General features: G+C 57.0%; 16 protein-coding genes. All 16 read left to right on the top strand.

What is annotated here, in order from left to right; translation table 11 throughout:
• The first annotated feature begins 361 nt into the window (after positions 1-361).
• The 16 genes from tssB (at position 362) to ACR2TX_RS18700 (ending at position 18,412) form a co-directional block, all read left to right on the top strand.
• The gene (gene tssB / locus ACR2TX_RS18775; protein ID WP_077731009.1) at positions 362-892 is read left to right on the top strand and encodes a type VI secretion system contractile sheath small subunit; all 531 of its coding nucleotides are present in this window, start codon (positions 362-364) and stop codon (positions 890-892) included.
• A gap of 3 nt (positions 893-895) precedes the next feature.
• Complete coding sequence (gene tssC, locus ACR2TX_RS18770) at positions 896-2,392, top strand: type VI secretion system contractile sheath large subunit (RefSeq protein ID WP_077731010.1); 1,497 nt, start codon at positions 896-898, stop codon at positions 2,390-2,392.
• A 162-nt stretch (positions 2,393-2,554) separates the two neighbouring features.
• On the top strand, positions 2,555-3,037 hold the full coding sequence (locus ACR2TX_RS18765) for an Hcp family type VI secretion system effector (protein WP_077731011.1): 483 nt from the start codon (positions 2,555-2,557) through the stop codon (positions 3,035-3,037).
• Between the two features lie 75 nt (positions 3,038-3,112).
• Positions 3,113-3,931, top strand: coding sequence for a type VI secretion system accessory protein TagJ (locus ACR2TX_RS18760; protein WP_434130489.1), 819 nt, complete (start codon positions 3,113-3,115; stop codon positions 3,929-3,931).
• Entirely contained in the window at positions 3,924-4,424 is a 501-nt protein-coding gene (tssE, locus tag ACR2TX_RS18755) for a type VI secretion system baseplate subunit TssE (RefSeq protein WP_077731013.1), read from the top strand. The genes ACR2TX_RS18760 and tssE overlap by 8 nt, the downstream gene beginning before the upstream one ends.
• A 3-nt stretch (positions 4,425-4,427) precedes the next feature.
• Positions 4,428-6,305, top strand: coding sequence for a type VI secretion system baseplate subunit TssF (tssF, locus tag ACR2TX_RS18750; protein WP_434130488.1), 1,878 nt, complete (start codon positions 4,428-4,430; stop codon positions 6,303-6,305).
• The gene (gene tssG, locus ACR2TX_RS18745; RefSeq protein WP_156880901.1) at positions 6,269-7,300 is read left to right on the top strand and encodes a type VI secretion system baseplate subunit TssG; all 1,032 of its coding nucleotides are present in this window, start codon (positions 6,269-6,271) and stop codon (positions 7,298-7,300) included. Before tssF ends, tssG begins: the two co-directional genes overlap by 37 nt.
• A gap of 66 nt (positions 7,301-7,366) precedes the next feature.
• Positions 7,367-10,078, top strand: a complete 2,712-nt coding sequence (gene tssH / locus ACR2TX_RS18740) for a type VI secretion system ATPase TssH (RefSeq protein ID WP_156880900.1) — start codon at positions 7,367-7,369, stop codon at positions 10,076-10,078.
• A gap of 100 nt (positions 10,079-10,178) precedes the next feature.
• Positions 10,179-11,189, top strand: a complete 1,011-nt coding sequence (locus tag ACR2TX_RS18735) for a M35 family metallo-endopeptidase (protein WP_156880899.1) — start codon at positions 10,179-10,181, stop codon at positions 11,187-11,189.
• 130 nt (positions 11,190-11,319) lie between these two features.
• Complete coding sequence (locus ACR2TX_RS18730; protein WP_077731018.1) at positions 11,320-11,646, top strand: hypothetical protein; 327 nt, start codon at positions 11,320-11,322, stop codon at positions 11,644-11,646.
• A 223-nt stretch (positions 11,647-11,869) separates the two neighbouring features.
• On the top strand, positions 11,870-12,778 hold the full coding sequence (locus tag ACR2TX_RS18725; RefSeq protein WP_434130487.1) for a DUF2934 domain-containing protein: 909 nt from the start codon (positions 11,870-11,872) through the stop codon (positions 12,776-12,778).
• A 348-nt stretch (positions 12,779-13,126) separates the two neighbouring features.
• Positions 13,127-13,969, top strand: a complete 843-nt coding sequence (locus ACR2TX_RS18720) for an FYVE zinc finger domain-containing protein (protein ID WP_347257331.1) — start codon at positions 13,127-13,129, stop codon at positions 13,967-13,969.
• A gap of 66 nt (positions 13,970-14,035) precedes the next feature.
• The gene (locus ACR2TX_RS18715) at positions 14,036-15,370 is read left to right on the top strand and encodes a tetratricopeptide repeat protein (RefSeq protein WP_156880897.1); all 1,335 of its coding nucleotides are present in this window, start codon (positions 14,036-14,038) and stop codon (positions 15,368-15,370) included.
• A 125-nt stretch (positions 15,371-15,495) separates the two neighbouring features.
• Entirely contained in the window at positions 15,496-17,445 is a 1,950-nt protein-coding gene (locus ACR2TX_RS18710; protein ID WP_077731022.1) for a type VI secretion system Vgr family protein, read from the top strand.
• 32 nt (positions 17,446-17,477) lie between these two features.
• Positions 17,478-18,083, top strand: a complete 606-nt coding sequence (locus tag ACR2TX_RS18705; protein WP_077731023.1) for a DUF6931 family protein — start codon at positions 17,478-17,480, stop codon at positions 18,081-18,083.
• 35 nt (positions 18,084-18,118) lie between these two features.
• Complete coding sequence (locus ACR2TX_RS18700; RefSeq protein WP_077731024.1) at positions 18,119-18,412, top strand: PAAR domain-containing protein; 294 nt, start codon at positions 18,119-18,121, stop codon at positions 18,410-18,412.
• The last annotated feature ends 101 nt before the right edge of the window (positions 18,413-18,513 follow it).

Genomic DNA, 18,513 nt, shown 5'->3' with positions numbered 1-18,513 from the left:
GATATCAAAAATACGATATGTCGTAACAGATACGAAATATCGCAATATTGTTTTGCTTGAACTGGGTGAGTTTGATGGCTCGAATTATTGCCAATGTGAACAAAAGCGATTCAAAACAGTGTGTTGGTCTATTTCGATGGAGAGATATTGATGGTTGGCATCGTTGTTGAATTTGTTTGGTCACGCTGGTCGATGATGTCGTTACTAAGGAATGAGCGGAGTGGGGTGGTAGACATGCCACGATAACCGGTGCGCTGGGCGCGATTTCGAAGCTGGAAGCGATTTTATCGATCGAATAAAGCCCGCGTAACCATGAAAATGTGAAATTGCTGTAGTTCTATAGCCTAAGAGGAGATTTGCCGTGGCAGAAAGTAGCCAGAAATTTATAGCTCGAAATCGCGCACCGCGCGTACAGATCGAATACGACGTGGAAGTTTACGGTGCGGAAAAGAAGGTCCAGCTTCCTTTCGTAATGGGTGTCATGTCGGATCTTTCCGGCAAACCCACAGAGCCGCTGCCCCCGGTCGCGGATCGGAAACTGCTGGAAATCGATGTCGATAACTTCAATGAGCGGCTCAAGGCCATGAAGCCGCGGGTTGCGTTTCAGGTGCCCAACACCCTGACCGGCGAAGGAAGCCTCAGCGTCGATATCACTTTCGAAAGCATGGACGATTTTTCGCCGGCGGCGGTTGCCAGGAAAGTCGAGGGCCTGAACAAGCTGCTCGAAGCGCGCAGCCAGTTGGCCAACCTGATCACCTACATGGACGGAAAGACAGGCGCCGAGGAGCTCATCGCTAAGGTAATAAACGACCCGACATTATTGCAGGCACTCGCCTCGGCTCCGAAGCCGGCGGACGAAGCCGCTGCGGACTCTTCGAGCAGCGAGGGATAAGTCATGGCTGAATTAGAAACCCAAACCTCAGCTCAGGGCGCCGAGCAGCTCGGTGAGCTTGGTGATTTTACGAGCCTCTTGAACAAAGAGTTCAAACCGAAATCCGACCGAGCCAAAGAGGCGGTCGAGTCGGCGGTGACCACTCTGGCTGAATTCGTCCTTAAAGACGTATCCAAGGTCTCCGAGGACGCCGTCAAGACCATCCAGTCCATCATCGCCGAAATAGATCGCAAGCTCACCGAGCAGGTGAATGCGATCATGCATCACGAGGACTTCCAGCAATTGGAAAGCGCGTGGCGCGGCTTGCAGTATCTGGTGAACAATACCGAGACCGATGAGATGCTCAAGATTCGCGTCTTGAACATCTCGAAGAAAGAGCTCGGAAAAACCCTGAAGAAATTCAAGGGAACTTCCTGGGATCAAAGCCCGATCTTCAAGAAGCTTTACGAAGAAGAGTACGGGCAGTTCGGCGGCGAACCCGTCGGCTGTATCGTGGCCGACTACTATTTCGACCACTCTCCGCCGGATGTCGAACTGCTGGGGGAGATGGCGAAAGTCTGCGCGGCTGCGCATGCACCTTTCATCGCAGCGGCGGCACCAACCGTGATGCAGATGGATTCATGGAACGAGCTGGCCAACCCGCGCGACCTCACGAAGATTTTTCTGACTCCGGAGTACGCGGCGTGGCGCTCGCTACGCGAGTCGGACGACTCCCGTTATATCGGCTTGGCCATGCCGAGATTCCTAGCTCGGTTGCCTTACGGGGCGAAAACCTGTCCGGTCGAGGAATTCGATTTCGAAGAAGAGACCGAGGCGGCAGACAGCCGAAAGTATGTCTGGGCCAACTCGGCCTATGCGATGGCCGTCAATATCAATCGATCCTTCAAGCTTTACGGCTGGTGTTCGAGAATCCGCGGCGTGGAATCGGGCGGCGCTGTGGAAGGGTTGCCGGTGCATACCTTCCCGACCGACGACGGCGGCGTGGACATGAAGTGTCCGACCGAGATCGCGATCAGCGACCGGCGTGAAGCGGAGTTGGCCAAGAACGGCTTCATGCCTCTGATTCACAAGAAAAATTCCGATTTTGCGGCGTTCATCGGCGCGCAATCGCTCCAGAAACCGGCCGAATACGACGACCCCGACGCGACGGCCAACGCCAATCTGGCGGCGCGGCTGCCCTACCTGTTCGCCACCTGCCGGTTTGCCCACTACCTGAAGTGCATCGTCAGGGACAAGATCGGTTCGTTCAAGGAGCGGGACGACATGCAGAAATGGCTGCAAAGCTGGATTTACAACTATGTCGACCCGAATCCGGCCATGTCCGACGACATCGACAAGGCGCGCAAGCCTCTCGCGGCGGCCGAGGTAATCGTGGAAGAGGTGGAGGGCAATCCAGGCTATTACACGTCGAAATTCTTCTTGCGGCCGCACTACCAGCTGGAGGGGCTAACCGTATCGCTGCGTTTGGTGTCCAAACTACCCTCCGTGAAAGGCGGCTAGCAGATCGAGTCGAAGAGCTGGCAACTAGGGGGATTTGGAGGTGACGATATGAGATGACACGGCAAACTCACATTGCCCAGCGGAGCCGGACGGAGTGTATTCCATCCATGTTTGATCAAGTTTTAATCAACCAACAAGTACCAATAAGTAAAGGAGAAGACCATGGCAGTCGACATGTTCATTAAGATCGACCCGATTAAAGGGGAATCCAGAGACGATAAGCATAAAGAAGAGATCGACGTTCTGGCTTGGAGCTGGGGCATGTCCAACAGTGGCACCACCCATATGGGAAGCGGCGGCGGAGCGGGTAAAGCCAACGTGCAGGATCTGAGCTTTACGAAATATATCGATAAGGCGAGCCCGGACTTAATGTTGAGCTGCTGCAACGGCAAACATTTCGACAAGGCCGTGCTGGTGGTTCGGAAAGCCGGCGAAAAGCCGGTGGAATACCTGACCATTACCATGGAGGAAGTCCTGATCACCTCGGTTTCTACGGGCGGCTCCGGCGGCGAGGACCGCTTGACCGAGAACGTCACGCTCAATTTCGCCAAGGTCAAGGTGAAATACATAGAACAGACCGAAAAGGGCGCGGAAGGCGCCAAGCCGGAGATGGGCTGGAATATTGCTGCGAACGTAAAACAATAAGTTTGCGCGGTATTTTTCGGCAGTGCCCGCCGCTGAGCGGGCACTATTCATCCCCTCAATTTCTCCCATCCGCCTATGTCAACCATCGCTGCTGAAGAAAGTCTTCGGGAAGGCCGCCTGGAAGATGCGCTAGCGCAACTCCAGGACCAGGTCCGCCAGAATCCTGCCGAAGCGAAGTACCGGATTTTTCTCTTCCAGTTGTTGGCCCTAATGGGGCGCTGGGAGCGCGCTCTCACGCAGTTGAGCGTGTGCGGCGATCTGGATGCGGCAAATCTCGCAATGGTGCAGACCTATCGCGAAGCCATACGATGTGAAGTCCTTCGCGAGAAAGTTTTCCGCGGGGAGATTTCTCCGCTGATCTTCGGCAAGCCCGAGCGATGGATCGCGCTTCTGATAGAAGCATGCAAATGCGCCGCGCAGGGAGATTATCGGATGGCGATCCAGTTCCGGGATCAGGGTTTCGAATCGGCGCCGGGGACGTCCGGTACCATCGACGGGAAGCCGTTCGAATGGGTGGCGGATAGCGATAGCCGTCTGGGACCGGTTGTGGAAGCCATAGTCAACGGTCGCTATTACTGGATACCTTTTTGCCGGATTGCCCGCATCGAACTTGATCCGCCCAGTGACCTTCGAGATTTAGTCTGGCTTCCCGCACAATTCACCTGGGCCAACGGCGGTTCTGCCGTGGGTCTGATTCCTTCCCGTTATCCTGACTCGGAAAAAGCCGATGACGTAGCGATTCGCATGGCCCGGAGAACCGAATGGCAAGAGCCGGTCGAGGGCTACTCGCTGGGCATGGGACAACGGGTATTGGTTACGAACGAGGGCGACTTCTCGCTGTTCGATGTTCGAGAAATTGCGATGAATACGGACACGATCGAAAACGATGGCTGATCTCACGCCGAAGGAACGCCTGCAGCCGTCGCTGCTGGATCGCCTTACCGACGACGAACCGGACAAACAACAGGAGTCCCGCGACCAGCGGGTGATGAATATACGGAATTTGCGCCACAGCGTATTGCGCGACTTGGCGTGGTTGCTGAATACCACCGCCATGGAGTCGCTAGTAGATTTGGAAAAATATCCTTTCGTGGAGCGTTCGGTATTGAATTTCGGTATCCCGGCCCTGGCCGGCACGCCTCTCTCCGGTGCCGACCTTCCGGCGATCGAACGAAAGGTCAAACAGGCTATTCTCGACTTCGAACCGCGCATCCTGGCGGATTCAGTCAGGGTGAAGGTCGCCGCCTCGGATAGCATGAATCTCAAGGCCATGACGTTCACCATCGAAGGTGATCTGTGGGCTCAGCCGCTTCCCTTGCATCTTTACATCCGCACCGAAATCGATCTCGATACCGGCTATGCGCGGGTCAGCGATTTGAACGGATAGACTATGGACCCTCGATTGCTTCAGTACTACAACCGCGAGCTGCAGCACATTCGGGAGGTGGGTGCCGAGTTCGCCAAAGAGTTTCCGAAGATTGCGGGCCGGCTGGGGCTGGACGAGTTCGAGTGTTCCGATCCGTACGTCGAGCGCCTGCTCGAGGGGTTTGCGTTTCTCGCGGCGCGGGTTCAACTCAAAATCGACGCCGAATTTCCGCGTTTAACCCAACATCTTCTCGAGGTCGTTTATCCGCATTATCTCTCGCCAACACCCTCGATGGCCGTGGTGCAACTCCAGCCCGATCTTTCCGAGGGCGCGCTGGCCGAGGGATTCTTGGTGCCGCGCGCGACCTCGCTCAGAAGTCAAATCGGCAAAGGTGAGCAAACCGCCTGCGAATATCGGACCGCTCATGACGTCACGCTATGGCCCCTGCAACTGGTGGAAGCGCAATACCTCGCCACGCCCAGCGCAGTGGCCAATTTGGGCGTGCCGACCAAACCCGGCGTGAAGGCCGGTTTACGTCTTTGTCTCCGGACCAGCGCGGGTCTGCACTTCAATCAGCTCAAGCTGGACCGGTTGCCGATTTTCTTGCGCGGTACCGGCGAACTGCCGTTCCGTCTTTACGAGCAATTGCTTGCCGACACGCTTGCGTTGGCGGTCCAACCCGCATCGCGGCCATCGGAATGGGTCGAGATCATCGACCGGACGCCGATATCGCGGCTGGGATTCGGCGATGATGAAGCCTTGTTGCCGTTTGGTCCGCGCTCGTTTCAGGGCTACAGGCTGCTGCAGGAATATTTCGCGTTTCCGGAGCGCTATCTGTTCGTCGGGTTGAACGGCTTACAAAAGGCCGTCAGTCGTTGTGACGGCACCGAGCTCGAGGTCATCGCCCTGTTCAAGCGCGCCGAGCCTCATCTCGTCAACGCCGTCGATGCCGGCAATTTCTCGCTGTTCTGCACGCCGGCGATCAATTTGTTTCCGAAACGCACCGATCGTATTCACTTGACCCATTTCGTGCCGCACTATCATGTCGTGCCGGATCGAACGCGACCGATGGATTACGAGGTCTATGGCGTCAGCGAAGTGACCGGTTACGGCGCCACGCCGTCCGATGAACGGGAGTTCTTGCCGTTCTACGGGTCCAGGAGCGGTTATCGGCGGCGCGACGAGAACGCCTATTACACGCTGCATCGTGAAAAGCGCGTGTTGTCGTCCAAGCAGCGCCGGCAGGGGATGCGCTCCAGCTATATCGGCAGCGAAGTTTTCATCTCGCTGGTCGATGCGGCCGAAGCGCCGTATCGCGGCGATCTGAAACAATTGGGCATGGAAACGCTCTGCACGAATCGCGATTTGCCCCTGCTGATGCCCGTCGGCATGGGCGCTACCGATTTTACCTTGCAGACCGGCGCTCCAGTGCAAGCGATACGGTGTTTGGCCGGTCCGACCAAGCCGAGGCCGTCGTCCGCCGACGGCGAAATGGCGTGGCGTCTGATCAATCATCTGTCGCTCAACTATCTGACGCTGACGGATAGCAGCGAGACCGAAGGTGCGGCGGCGCTTCGCGAGTTGCTCGCCCTTTATGCGGATCCGAATGATGCGACGGTACGCCGTCAAATCGAGGGCGTTCTGTCGATCGGATCCAAGAACGTGGTTCGTCGGGTGGATGCTGCCGGTCCCATTGTATTCGGGCGCGGTTTGGAGATTGCCGTCGAGTTTGACGAATCCGCATTCGAGGGCTCCGGCTGCTTTCTTCTGGGGGCCGTTCTCGAACAATTCTTCGCCCGTTATGTATCGTTGAATTCGTTCGCTGAAACGTCGATAAGGACGGCGGAACGAGGGGAGATCATGCGATGGCCGCTACGTATCGGGCAGCGACACACGATCTGATCGAGCTCCTTCGCCGCGAGCCCTATCGCTTCGACTTCTTCGAGGCATTGCGGCTGATCGAGTGCCATTACGCGGACAAGCCGAGATTGGGGAAATCGGTTAAAGCCACTGATGATCCGATTCGGTTGAGTCAACAGCCGGAACTCGAGTTTGCGCCGTCGACCCTGGCTTCGTTCGCATCCGGCGCGGACGGTTTTCCGCCGCGTCTGTCGGCGCGTTTTCTTGGGCTGTTCGGACCCAACGGACCCATGCCCCTGCATTTGACCGAGTACGCCCGCGAGCGGGTCCGGCATCATGGCGATCATACGTTTTCGCGTTTCGCGGATGTGTTTCACCACCGGATGCTGTGCCTGTTTTATCGGGCTTGGGCCAATGCCCAGCCTACGGTGTGCCACGATCGCCCCGAATCGGATCGCTTTGCGGCTTATTTGGGCTCCTTTTTCGGGATCGGTGTTCCGTCCGTTCAAAATCGGGACGCCATGCCGGATCGGGCTAAGCTTTACTTTACCGGTCTCTTGGCCGGACAAACCAAGCATCCCGAGGGTCTGCGCGCACTCATCGGCGATTTTTTCGGGATCAGCGTTAGCTTGCGGGAATTCGTCGGCGAATGGATGGAGATCGCGACGCACGAACAGTCCCGGCTTGGAGTTTCGCCCTGCAGTGGGTCCTTGGGGTTGTCCGTAGTCGTGGGCGCCAGGGTTTGGGGTTGCCAGCATAAGTTCCGAATCGTGCTGGGCCCGATGGGAATCGATCGATATCGGGCGCTGCTGCCGGGCGGCGAAAGTTTGGTCGAGTTGATCGCCATCGTACGCAATTACGCCGGGGACGAACTGGTTTGGGATCTGAATCTGGTTCTTCGATATCAGGAAGTCCCATCTTTGCGACTGGACGGCGGCGCGCAACTGGGCTGGACAAGCTGGCTGGGGACGAGACAAGAAGAAAAAGACGCGGACGAGTTGATGCTGAATCCGTTTTTTCGGTGCTCGGCGCTTTGATTCGCCTGCCTGTACAGAGTTGAATTTTCTAAACGATAAAAACACCGGATCTAGGGGGATCGCTTCATGGGAGAAATCAGCCGGGTCAAGCTTTTCGGCAAGCTTAACCGCATTTGCTACAAAGCTATCGAAAGCGCGACCGTGTTTTGCAAATTGCGGGGCAATCCGTACGTGGAATTGGTGCACTGGCTGCATCAATTGCTTCAGCTTCAGGATTCGGATTTGCACCGCCTCATCAAGCAGTTCGGCATCGATCCGGGCCGCCTCGCCAAGGATTTTACCGAGTCGCTCGACCGCTTGCCGCGGGGAGCTACGTCCATATCCGACCTGTCGTCGCACGTCGAGGAGGCGGTCGAGCGAGGATGGGTATACGGAACGCTAATGTTCGGCGAAAACCAGGTCCGCTCGGGCCACCTGCTCGTCGGCATTTTGAAGACTCGGGGGCTGCGCGGCGAACTGGTCGGCATTTCGAAAGAATTCGAAAAGATCGGCCTCGAAACGCTGACCGAACGGTTGGCTGAGTTTGTTGGCGGTTCGCCCGAAGACGGATTGGCCGCGACCGACGGATTTCAGGCAGGCGGAGCGGCTCCTGGCGAAGCGAGCGGAGCTATATCGCCTGCTGCCATGGGCAAGCAGGAGGCGCTCAAGCAATTTACCGTCGACCTGACGGAACAGGCTAGGCAGGGAAAGATGGACCCTGTCGTGGGACGCGACGAGGAGATCCGCCAGGTCATCGATATCCTTATGCGCCGTCGTCAGAACAATCCCATCCTGACGGGCGAGGCGGGCGTCGGCAAGACCGCGGTCGTCGAAGGATTCGCCCAGAAAATCGTGGCGGGCGATGTGCCGCCGCCTTTGCGCGATGTGAGCTTGCGCACCTTGGATGTCGGGCTCCTCCAGGCCGGGGCCAGCATGAAAGGGGAGTTCGAGAATCGATTGCGGCAAGTCATCGAGGAGGTCCAGGCCTCGCCCAAACCGATCATCCTCTTCATCGACGAGGCTCATACCTTGGTTGGCGCGGGCGGAGCTGCCGGTACCGGCGATGCCGCCAATCTTTTGAAGCCAGCCTTGGCGCGCGGCAACCTGCGCACGGTGGCGGCGACGACCTGGGCGGAATACAAGAAATACATCGAAAAGGATCCGGCATTGACGCGCCGCTTCCAGGTCGTCCAGGTGCACGAACCGAGCGAAGAGAAAGCCATACGCATGATGCGCGGCGTGGTTTCCGTGATGGAAAAGCATCATCGGGTGCAAGTTTTGGACGAGGCGCTGGAATCCGCCGTCAAGCTTTCGCACCGTTATATCCCGGCGCGTCAGCTCCCCGACAAAGCCGTCAGCCTTCTCGACACCGCCTGCGCCCGCGTTGCCATAAGCCAGCACGCGGTGCCGCCCGAGGTGGACGATTGCCGAAAGCGCATACAAGCACTCGAAACCGAGCTGGACATCATCGGCCGGGAACGTTCCGTAGGGATCGACACGACAGCCCGCGAAAACCGCGCGCTAGCCGAACTGGAGGCCGAACGTGAGAGGCTGGCGGCGCTGGAAGGCCGCTGGAACTCCGAAAAGGAAGTGGTCGAAAAGATTCTGGCCCTGCGTCAGCAACTTCGGGAGCAGACCGGAAAAGTCGAAGGCACCGGCAGCGCCCTGGAGCAGGCGGCGGAACAGGCGGAACCCGCACCCGCCGTCGACCGGGATGCGCTGTTGTCCGAACTCAAGGACCTGCAAAGGCGGCTGCACGCATTACAAGGCGAACATCCGCTGATCCTGCCCAGCGTCGACGGCCAAGCGGTCGCTTCCGTAGTCCAGGATTGGACCGGCATTCCCGTCGGTCGCATGGTTAAGAACGAGGTCGAAACCGTGCTGAAACTGGCCGATATCCTGGAACAGCGAATCATTGGCCAACGCCACGCCTTGGAAATGATCGCCAGGCGTATTCAGACCTCCCGTGCCGGTCTCGATAACCCCAATAAGCCGATCGGCGTCTTCATGTTGGCCGGCAGTTCGGGCGTCGGCAAGACCGAAACCGCCCTGGCTTTGGCCGAGGCTCTCTACGGCGGCGAGCAGAACGTCATCACCATCAATATGAGCGAATATCAGGAGGCGCACACCGTATCGACCCTCAAGGGTGCTCCGCCGGGTTACGTCGGTTACGGCGAGGGCGGCGTTCTGACCGAAGCGGTAAGGCGCAGGCCCTATAGCGTGGTGTTGCTGGACGAAGTCGAAAAAGCCCATCCCGACGTTCACGAGATCTTCTTCCAGGTATTCGACAAGGGCTGGATGGAGGACGGCGAAGGCCGGGTGATCGACTTCAAGAACACCCTGATTCTCCTGACTACCAACGCGGGGACGGACCTGATCATGAATCTGTGCAAAGACCCGGAACTGATGCCCGAACCCGACGGCATCGCCAAGGCTCTGCGCGAACCCTTGCTCAAGGTTTTCCCGCCTGCCTTGTTAGGCCGCCTGGTCGTCATTCCTTATTACCCGTTGAGCGACGAAATGATCGGTGCCATTGCGCGGCTGCAGCTCGGCCGCATCGAAAAGCGCATCCGGGAAACCCACAAGGTGCCGTTCAGTTATGACGACGAGGTGATCAAACTCATCACCAACCGTTGCACCGAGCTCGAGAGCGGCGGGCGCATGATCGACGCGATTTTGACCAATACCGTGTTGCCGAGGATCAGCGAAGAGTTCTTGATCCGGATGATGGACGGGAACGCCATAGAGCGGGTGCATATCGACGTGCAGGATGGACAATTCGGCTACCGGTTTGAATAAAAATAAAGCCGCGACAAAGTCTCGGCAGCATCCTCGTGGTGACCCTGTTGCTACGAGTCTGTAATCAAAACAAGAGTACGAACCTGAGGGGGAAATTCGGATGGACGTGTTCACCGAAGTCTATGACAAGAGTATCGAGTTGCTTAAGACGTCATCGCTGCAAAAGGACTGGAAAGACATCGAGTCCGGATTGAAGAAGCTGCTTCAATCCGATGGTCCGTCGGTCGATGCCGCACCGGTACTCGACAAGCTGCGCAAGCAGTTGGAAGAAGCCGCGAAGGGGAAAGCCTTGAGCGGCCGCGCGCAGTCCCAGGAGATCCTCAGCGCCTGTCAGACCGGCAGTTCCGGCTACCAAGACCGTGCGGCGTGCATCAAGCAGTTCCGGCATTTCTATCTGGTGGCGAAGAAAGGTAACCAGAGCATATGGGTTGTCGACTCTCCGAAGCACTATGGCAAGTGGACCTATGATCTCTTCGCCGGCAGGAACGAAGCCCAACTCAAATCGGAGCTCAACCACTGGCGCGAGGTGTTCGGTGAGGGTAATCGGAAGATGATGTCCGACGCGCTTCAGCTCGCCCGCAAGTGGAGTTCCGATGTGGAGGTCAAGCTGAGCGGCAAGTCCGGAGATGCGAACGACACGATCCGCCGCTGGTTTCACACCGACGGTGCCAAGGCCGGTGATCTCGATGCCAGCCGGGGCAAACTGCTCGACGGATTCAAGAAGATCACGGCGGCCTGTAATTCCGGCAAGGTGATATTTTCCGACCGTCCCCACAAGCGCGCGGACGGGTCGATGAAAAACACCTTCGCCTCGGTCAACAGCTTGGACGTCATGCCGGTGATCTACATTTACGAATTGTTTCTGCGCACCGGCAAGCGTACGCGTCTCGGAAACATTCCGAAGCTGTGGCTGTGCGCCCTGACGGTAGTCCACGAATTATCCCACAAGCTGGTTAAGACCGAAGACATCCGTTACGACTACGACGGACTCAAGCCCGGCAACGGATTCAAAACCGAAGATGCCTTGAACAACGCCGATAGCTGGGCTTACTTCGCCGGTGATCTTGTCGGCGCGATTCCCAAAAGTGCGATCAAGGAAGCACTAAGCTAAACCAGACGATTGCCCCATGTGCACACTTTTCCGGCAAAGACTTTGTAAGCTCATCATCGTGGCTGCGACGGTGTTTCCTATATTCGCATGGGGCGACGCAGCTACGCTGCCCCAAATAAAGGAGTCAGGCATGGAATCTTCCAAGAGACGTGCGCCGGCGGCGAAGCCGGTCACCCACAAAGGCATACGCTACGAGCAACTGCGTGCGGCCCGCTCACGAGGCTTCGGACAGAGCGGCGGCGTTATCGCGGCGGTCGACGAAGCCAGCGGTCAGGAACTCTGGACCTTGCAATTGTATACGACGCAGTACGACCCCCACGAGGAAACCGATGCACAGGAGGTTTATATCGAGGAACTGCGTATCGATAAGAAGTCCGAGACGTTGATCGCACGCGACGAGCGCGGGCGCACGTTTATAGTCAATCTCAAGGATCGCACGGTCACCGAAAAGCACTAGGCGACTGGGGCGTCCGACGGGCTGGAGCGCGGCGCAGGACGCACGAACACGGCGTTGTCGAGAGTCGGCTCGGGTTTTCTGATTCGGTCGATGGAGGCGAATCCCATCGATCGAGGTCACTGAGTGTCCCGGATCAGGGATTTGGGTACGGGTTCGGGTCATTTTTTCAAAAAACGCGGCATAAAACGCTGCACGTGAGCCCCGACGGGGATTAGGAGAAAGCATGGCCGAGCAGACTGCTCGTGATTTGGTGGCGTACAAGAACTACACGCCGACGGGTCTCACTGAGACGAGACTAACCAGAAAGCTTACCCTGGACCAGGAGTGGGTATTCGGTGGATCGGGCGGCGTCGATATCATGATCAAGTTCGACAAGAACTTTTTCAAAAAGCACCTGTTTACTTACTCCAAGAAAACCAATGAGGTCGCACAGATCGCCTTCTTCCTCTCAAAGGAGGCCGGCGACCCGCCCGGCAGAGAAATGGACTTCTGGCTCCAGGCCGAATTGATCAAGCTCAATCAAAAACTTCGGAAGGCGCTGGAACACCGTGCAGAAGCCTATCGGTGCACTTGCGGGCACTATCTGATCTCTCACGCCTGTACAAACTGCGGGCATGGCCCGGCAAAACACAAGACCGGGAGTGGGGCGAATTGCGCATGCAAGGAAGACACTGGTGCCGGAATAAAATGCGGCTGCACCACCTATACCAACAGATGTGTCGAATCCGGCTGCGCTTGCGGCGGGCTTACGAATACACCGACAGGGGCGTACGCAACATCCCGCAGCAATAGCGGAAAGGGACCCGATAACCCTTTGCAAGGAGCTCCTACGCAAGTAAATACGTGCATTATTCTCGACCGGATACCCATGGAAAAATTCAAAGACGTGGTCATCAAATCGTTCGAGACCGCAGAAACGACATCCCACACCTGGGCGATCAATACCGAAAAACACCTGACATGGGATTTCGGAATCGCAAACTGTGTGGTCAATGCTTCGCTTGGGCAAGCTCCGAAAGATTGGACAACCAGCACCGGTGTAACGGTATCGGCCAAAAAACTCAGTTTTACCCCGGCCAGCAGCGGAAAGCGGGACCTGTACACTTATCAGGTTTTCCACTTGAGCAATTGACGCGAGATACCGGTATAGCGGACTTACAAAGGCAATCTAGGATGTCCGAGATATCCGGTGTAAGGTCCGTAGATCAAGGCCAAACCCATCCTGTGTATCATCCGGATCGTATTTCGACCCCAGAGATGCATAGGATGAGCTAAGTAGCTTCTATAATTTCCTCTTGTGTTCCTTTAATCCCGATTCATTTTCTATTAGGCGTTATTTCGAATGGAGATTACATAAATGCCGCTAGCACAACCGAATACGAAAGGAGTATTCCCGGCGACGATGGGAGGGCAACCCATACCCGAGATAAAGGTCGCGGATAATACTGCATTAAGCGATATGGAAGATATCCATTTTGGTATGAATATCGATGAGGCCGACAATGCCGATCTTTATCGGGATCTCGATCGCGGAAATCCGGTGGAGGCCGACCTTGTCGGCCTTGGCCCAAGAACCATCGATATCAAGCGGCGAGGCGGGAGAACCGCGGAGGATGACTGGGAAATACACTGGGGAAATGCGAGAGCGCGCGGGCTCAAAGGCATGGACGACACGAAGTTCCAAAACTTTAACCAGGCTAGGCCCATTAAGCACCGCCAGTTTCCGGCGGGTGCGCATCTGGGCGGCGTCGACGTAGGGGGAACAAACAAAGAATATAGCCTAGGTGCCACCACAAAAGCGGATACCGAAGGCCTTGAAATGGGTACGAGGTGGTCCAAAACCGCGCTTGAATATTCGCTGGCGCATGGCGGCGGAAAAATCCATTTTCACCTGGACGGAATGGGTGAATTATCCGGTATTTTCGATAAAACCGGGGATTATGGCTATAACGTCACCAGCCGCGAACTGCGGTACGTCAAGAGATTCTGGATGAGATTCCAGCATAAGGTGATATTTTATAACGGATATACGGCCGCTCTATTGCCGGTGATTGTCTGTCCTCCCTGGATACCGAACTGGGAACCGGATAGCGCGACGAACACGTGCCGGGTATGCAATAAGGAATTCAGCAGAGTATTTCCGGTCCGGTGGCGTCATCACTGCCGCTTGTGCGGCAAGAATGTTTGCGACGTCTGTTCGCCCGACCGCGTCCGGTTGACGTTTCCGGTTCAGCGGCCCGGGCACGTACGTGAAACCGGCCCGGTAAGGGTCTGTAGACCCTGTTATTTGGCCTTCAATCGTGCGCTTCCCGCTCCGATATAAGTGTCGGCGATGCTGAAAAAGAAAGGCCCGAATTTCCACGCTCTGTACTATTCCGAAAGTTGATCTATGTTGGACGACGAACCGTCAGATTTCCGCATCGAGGAAGTAACCCCCGAGTTGGCGTTGAGCGGTGCGATTCGCTTGCTGCAAGCGAATCGCCTCGATGACGCCGAGCGGATTTTCAGCGTACTACTGGAGAATTATCCGGACATTCCCGAAATTCTTCATTTCTACGGCATCCTCGCGCATCGGAGAGGCAGAGACGATCTGGCCGTCGAGTCGATCGAAAAGGCCATCGCCATTGCGCCGACCTATGCCGATGCGTACAACAACCTCGGCAACATCTATAACAAGGCCGGCAAGCCCGAAAAGGCGGTGGACGCCTACCGGCGCGCGATCGAGCTGAATCCCGGAAACGTTGCTGCGCACAACAATCTCGGCACCGTTCTCAAGGATCTGGAGCGCTTCGAGGAAGCCGCGGAGCAATTCGCCAAGGCGATCGAACTGATGCCGGACAACGCCGAGCTCTATCACAATTTCGGAAACGTATTCCGGAAGCAGGGCAAATTCGGGGAGGCCGCCCAGGCTTACCGCAGAGCGATCAATCTCCGGCCGTACCGCTCGGACGATTACGAAAATCTTTGCCATGTGCTGTACCTGCAAGGCTTGGTCGAGGAAGCATTGCCCACGATCCGTCAATGGCTGGAACACGATCCGACCAATCCTCTGGCGCTGCACCGGCTGCATTCGTATGCCGGGACGGACGTCCCGGCGCGCGCTTCGGACGACTACGTCCGCATGACGTTCGACAGCTTTGCCGATAGTTTCGATTACGTGCTCAAGGGGCTCGATTATCGGGCTCCGGGTTTGGTCAAGGAAGCCGTCGCCGCATTGTACGATCGGGATCGAGTCGACCTCGAAGTGCTCGACGCCGGCTGCGGGACCGGGCTGTGCGGGGAATTCTTGCGTCCTTATGCGCGTCGGCTGACCGGCGTGGATCTGTCCGTCAAAATGCTGGAGAAGGCCCATGCCAGACGGCAATACGACGATTTGATCGAGAGTGAATTAACAGCCTACATCGGACGGCACACGGATCGGTTCGACCTGATCGTCTCCGCCGATACGCTGGTTTATTTCGGCGATTTGAGCGCGGTTTTCGAGCGGGTAGGGCGGGCACTGCGCCGGGGCGGATACTTCATTTTCACGGTGGAACGTAACGACGAGCGGCCGTCCGAAGGGTACAAGATCAATCTCCACGGGCGTTACAGCCATACGGAGGATTACCTGCAACGTGAGCTGGAAAGCGCCGGGCTTTCCCTTCGGAGGGGCGAGCAGCAGATGTTGCGCTACGAGGCCGGTGTGCCTGTGGAAGGGTTTCTGATCGTTGCCGCGCGGTCTTGAATTCGGTGGTTGCTCGCTGCGACCGGAAAGGTGTCTCGGGCGGAATCGCCTGAAATCATCGGTCTATATCCCAGGTTTGTTAGTATTCGACAAATTGTCTCCAATCATTCTAATGGGTTAGTTTTATGTCGTTCACCCAGGATTTCCGCTCCGCTTCCGTAACGAGTCCTTTGGGCAAAGACGTCTTGTTGTTCTTCCGAATGCAGGGGCGGGAGGAATTCAGCCGCTCGTTCGAGCTTGAAGTGGATTTGCTCAGCGAGAATCGGAATATCGCCGCCAAGGACGTTCTGGGAAAGAAACTGACCGTCGCGCTTGAACTTTCCAACGGGGGCAAACGTTATTTCAACGGCTATGCCGTTCAATTCAGCCAGGAACCCGATCTCGGCGAATTCGCGCATTACCGGGCGGTTTTGCGGCCGTGGCTATGGTTTCTGACGCGCAAGACGAATTGCCGCATTTTTCAGGACAAAACCGTACCGGAGATCGTCAAGGCCATTTTCGAGGAGCATGGCTTCAGCGGCGACATTCAGGAATCGCTGAGCGAAACCTATCGGCAGCGCGAATACTGCGTACAGTATCGCGAAAGCGACTTCGATTTCGTCAATCGGCTCCTGGAAGAAGAAGGCATCTACTATTTCTTCAAGCACGAAAGCGACAAGCACATTCTCAATCTCATCGATTCCGCCAATGCCCACTCGGCGGTTTCCGGGTATGCGGAAGTCCCTTTCTTTCCCCCGGAGAATCAAGAACGGCGGCTCCGGGATCACATCTTCGCCTGGTCCTTCAAGCGGGTTATTCAGCCTGGGACTTACACGGTCAACGATTTCGACTTTGAAAAGCCCAAAGCCTCCTTGATCGAAAAGACAAACCGGCCGACGGAGGACGATTACAGCAAATACGAACAATACGATTATCCGGGAGGATACGTTGCGAATGCCGACGGGTCGCATTACTCGAAAGTGCGGTTGGAGGCGCTCCAGTCGGATTACGAGCGGTTTTCGGGCGAGGGTAACGTCGCGGGCCTGGAAGTCGGAGCCTTGTTCAAGCTGATCGATCATCCCCGGCAGGATCAGAACAAGGAATACGTGGTTACCGGAATGGAATTCCGGCTGCAATCCAACCGCTATAAGTCGGCGAGCGACTCGGCCGGCGATTTCGCGGAGAAGCTCGGCATTTCCGCCATTGCCAAGACGCAGCAGTTTCGTGCCGCCCATCGCACGCCGAGACCCATGGTTCGCGGGCCGCAAACCGCCATAGTGGTCGGCAAATCGGGCGAGGAAATCTGGACCGACCAATATGGACGCGTGAAGGTCAAGTTTCACTGGGACCGCGCGGAGAATCGGGACGAGACCAGTTCGTGCTGGGTGCGGGTGTCCCAGCCGTGGGCGGGAAAAGGATGGGGCGCGATTGCGATACCCCGTATCGGCCAGGAAGTGATCGTTGATTTTCTCGAAGGCAATCCGGATCAGCCGATCATTACCGGCCGCGTCTACAACGCGGAGCAGACCGTGCCCTATGCCTTGCCCGGCAAGGCCACGCAAACCGGCATCAAATCGCGCAGCAGCAAGGGCGGGGGACAGGACAATTTCAACGAGATCCGCATGGAGGACGATAAGGGGAAGGAGGAAATCTATATCCATGCCGAGAAAGACATGAATGTGGTTGTCGAAAACAGCGCCACGCTCAAGGTCGGTTTCGACAAGAAGGACCCCGGCGATCAGACGATAGACATCTACAATCACCGGACGACGACCCTGGAGCAGGGCAACGACAAGCTGCAGCTCAAGCAGGGCAATCGGGAAGTGGTGCTGGACATGGGCAACCACACCTTGTCGATCAAACAGGGGAATCAGGAGACCAAGATCGATCTGGGCAAAAGCACGCTGGAGGCGATGCAGTCGATCGAACTCAAGGTCGGGCAGAACAGTATCAAGATTGATCAAAGCGGCATCACGATCAAAGGCATGATGGTCAATATCGAGGGAACCAGCATGGCGGAACTGAAATCGCCCATGACGACGGTAAAGGGCGACGGAATGCTGACCGCCAAGGGCGGTATCGTCATGATCAATTAACCGAGTTGTAATCTCCGAGACTGAAAAGCAAAATGACTGAACCCGTTTTCACCAAGGTCTCTGCGCCCAACGCCGCGGCCGTGTGCCGTGATATCGACCTCGACGAAGCCGCACTCCGATTGCTGAATCCCGAAATGAGCCCGGCTGGCTTTTTACGCCTCCTTATGGAAAACGCCTTGTATCCCGAGGCCGTTAAATTCCTCGCACGGGCGCTTCCGAAACGGGAGTCGACCTGGTGGGCCTGCCTATGCGCCCGCAGCGCTTTAGCCAATGATCCTGCTTCGCCAGCGATAAAACCGCTCGAACTCGCCGAGCGCTGGGTTTACAAACCCAGCGAGGAACATCGGCGTTCGGCTTTTGCTGCGGCGGAGGCGCATCAGTTCCAAGGGGCGGGGAGCTGGGCGGCGGTGGCGGCGTTCTGGAGCGGGGGCAGCATGGCTCCACCGGATGCGCCGGCCGTTCCACCCGCGGACAATCTTACCGGGAAAGCCGTTGCCGGAGCGGTCATGTTGGCTGCGGTTCAGAACGAGCCGGAAAAAGCGCCGGAAAAGTACCAACGCTTCTTGGCGCAGGGCATCGACATTGCCTGCGGCGGCAACGGCCGGTTGGCCTCCAAGCTTGCCGGTGCGAATGCGTAATGGCGCGATCGAATGACTGATACAGTGAGGGCAATATGAGCAAACCCGCGGCCCGCCTCACCGATATGCATACCTGTCCCATGTTCGACGGCCCCAAACCCCATGTGGGAGGGCCGATCACGGCTCCCGGCGCGCCCACGGTGCTGATCGGTTCTTTGCCCGCCGCTCGGGTCGGCGATGTGGTAACCTGTGTCGGACCGCCGGATACCATTGCTCAGGGTTCGGCCACGGTGATGATCGGCGGTCAGCCGGCGGCGCGCATGGGCGACATGACCGCCCACGGCGGTGTGATCGTCGTGGGCCAGCCGACTGTTCTCATCGGCGGATAAACGGATCGACCGTCATTTAAGGAATGCACCGGAAACGCGACGCCTCTCCGGCGGAGCTTAAGGTATTATCCGGTGTGCGTTCGGACCTTTTGCGCCGCTCT

It is taken from the genome of Methylocaldum sp. GT1BB (assembly GCF_051027545.1).
GTDB lineage: Bacteria > Pseudomonadota > Gammaproteobacteria > Methylococcales > Methylococcaceae > Methylocaldum.
Note: the sequence above shows the minus strand (reverse complement) of the source record. Positions and strands in the feature narration are given on the sequence as shown.

Coding starts and splice junctions, on each gene's coding strand:
- ACR2TX_RS18725 (WP_434130487.1), top strand. CDS start 11,870: ATGGCCGAGCAGACTGCTCGTGATTTGGTGGCGTACAAGAACTACACG.
- ACR2TX_RS18710 (WP_077731022.1), top strand. CDS start 15,496: ATGTCGTTCACCCAGGATTTCCGCTCCGCTTCCGTAACGAGTCCTTTG.
- ACR2TX_RS18730 (WP_077731018.1), top strand. CDS start 11,320: ATGGAATCTTCCAAGAGACGTGCGCCGGCGGCGAAGCCGGTCACCCAC.
- ACR2TX_RS18760 (WP_434130489.1), top strand. CDS start 3,113: ATGTCAACCATCGCTGCTGAAGAAAGTCTTCGGGAAGGCCGCCTGGAA.
- ACR2TX_RS18700 (WP_077731024.1), top strand. CDS start 18,119: ATGAGCAAACCCGCGGCCCGCCTCACCGATATGCATACCTGTCCCATG.
- ACR2TX_RS18720 (WP_347257331.1), top strand. CDS start 13,127: ATGAATATCGATGAGGCCGACAATGCCGATCTTTATCGGGATCTCGAT.
- tssG (WP_156880901.1), top strand. CDS start 6,269: ATGGCCGCTACGTATCGGGCAGCGACACACGATCTGATCGAGCTCCTT.
- ACR2TX_RS18705 (WP_077731023.1), top strand. CDS start 17,478: ATGACTGAACCCGTTTTCACCAAGGTCTCTGCGCCCAACGCCGCGGCC.
- ACR2TX_RS18765 (WP_077731011.1), top strand. CDS start 2,555: ATGGCAGTCGACATGTTCATTAAGATCGACCCGATTAAAGGGGAATCC.
- tssE (WP_077731013.1), top strand. CDS start 3,924: ATGGCTGATCTCACGCCGAAGGAACGCCTGCAGCCGTCGCTGCTGGAT.
- tssC (WP_077731010.1), top strand. CDS start 896: ATGGCTGAATTAGAAACCCAAACCTCAGCTCAGGGCGCCGAGCAGCTC.
- tssH (WP_156880900.1), top strand. CDS start 7,367: ATGGGAGAAATCAGCCGGGTCAAGCTTTTCGGCAAGCTTAACCGCATT.
- ACR2TX_RS18715 (WP_156880897.1), top strand. CDS start 14,036: ATGTTGGACGACGAACCGTCAGATTTCCGCATCGAGGAAGTAACCCCC.
- ACR2TX_RS18735 (WP_156880899.1), top strand. CDS start 10,179: ATGGACGTGTTCACCGAAGTCTATGACAAGAGTATCGAGTTGCTTAAG.
- tssF (WP_434130488.1), top strand. CDS start 4,428: ATGGACCCTCGATTGCTTCAGTACTACAACCGCGAGCTGCAGCACATT.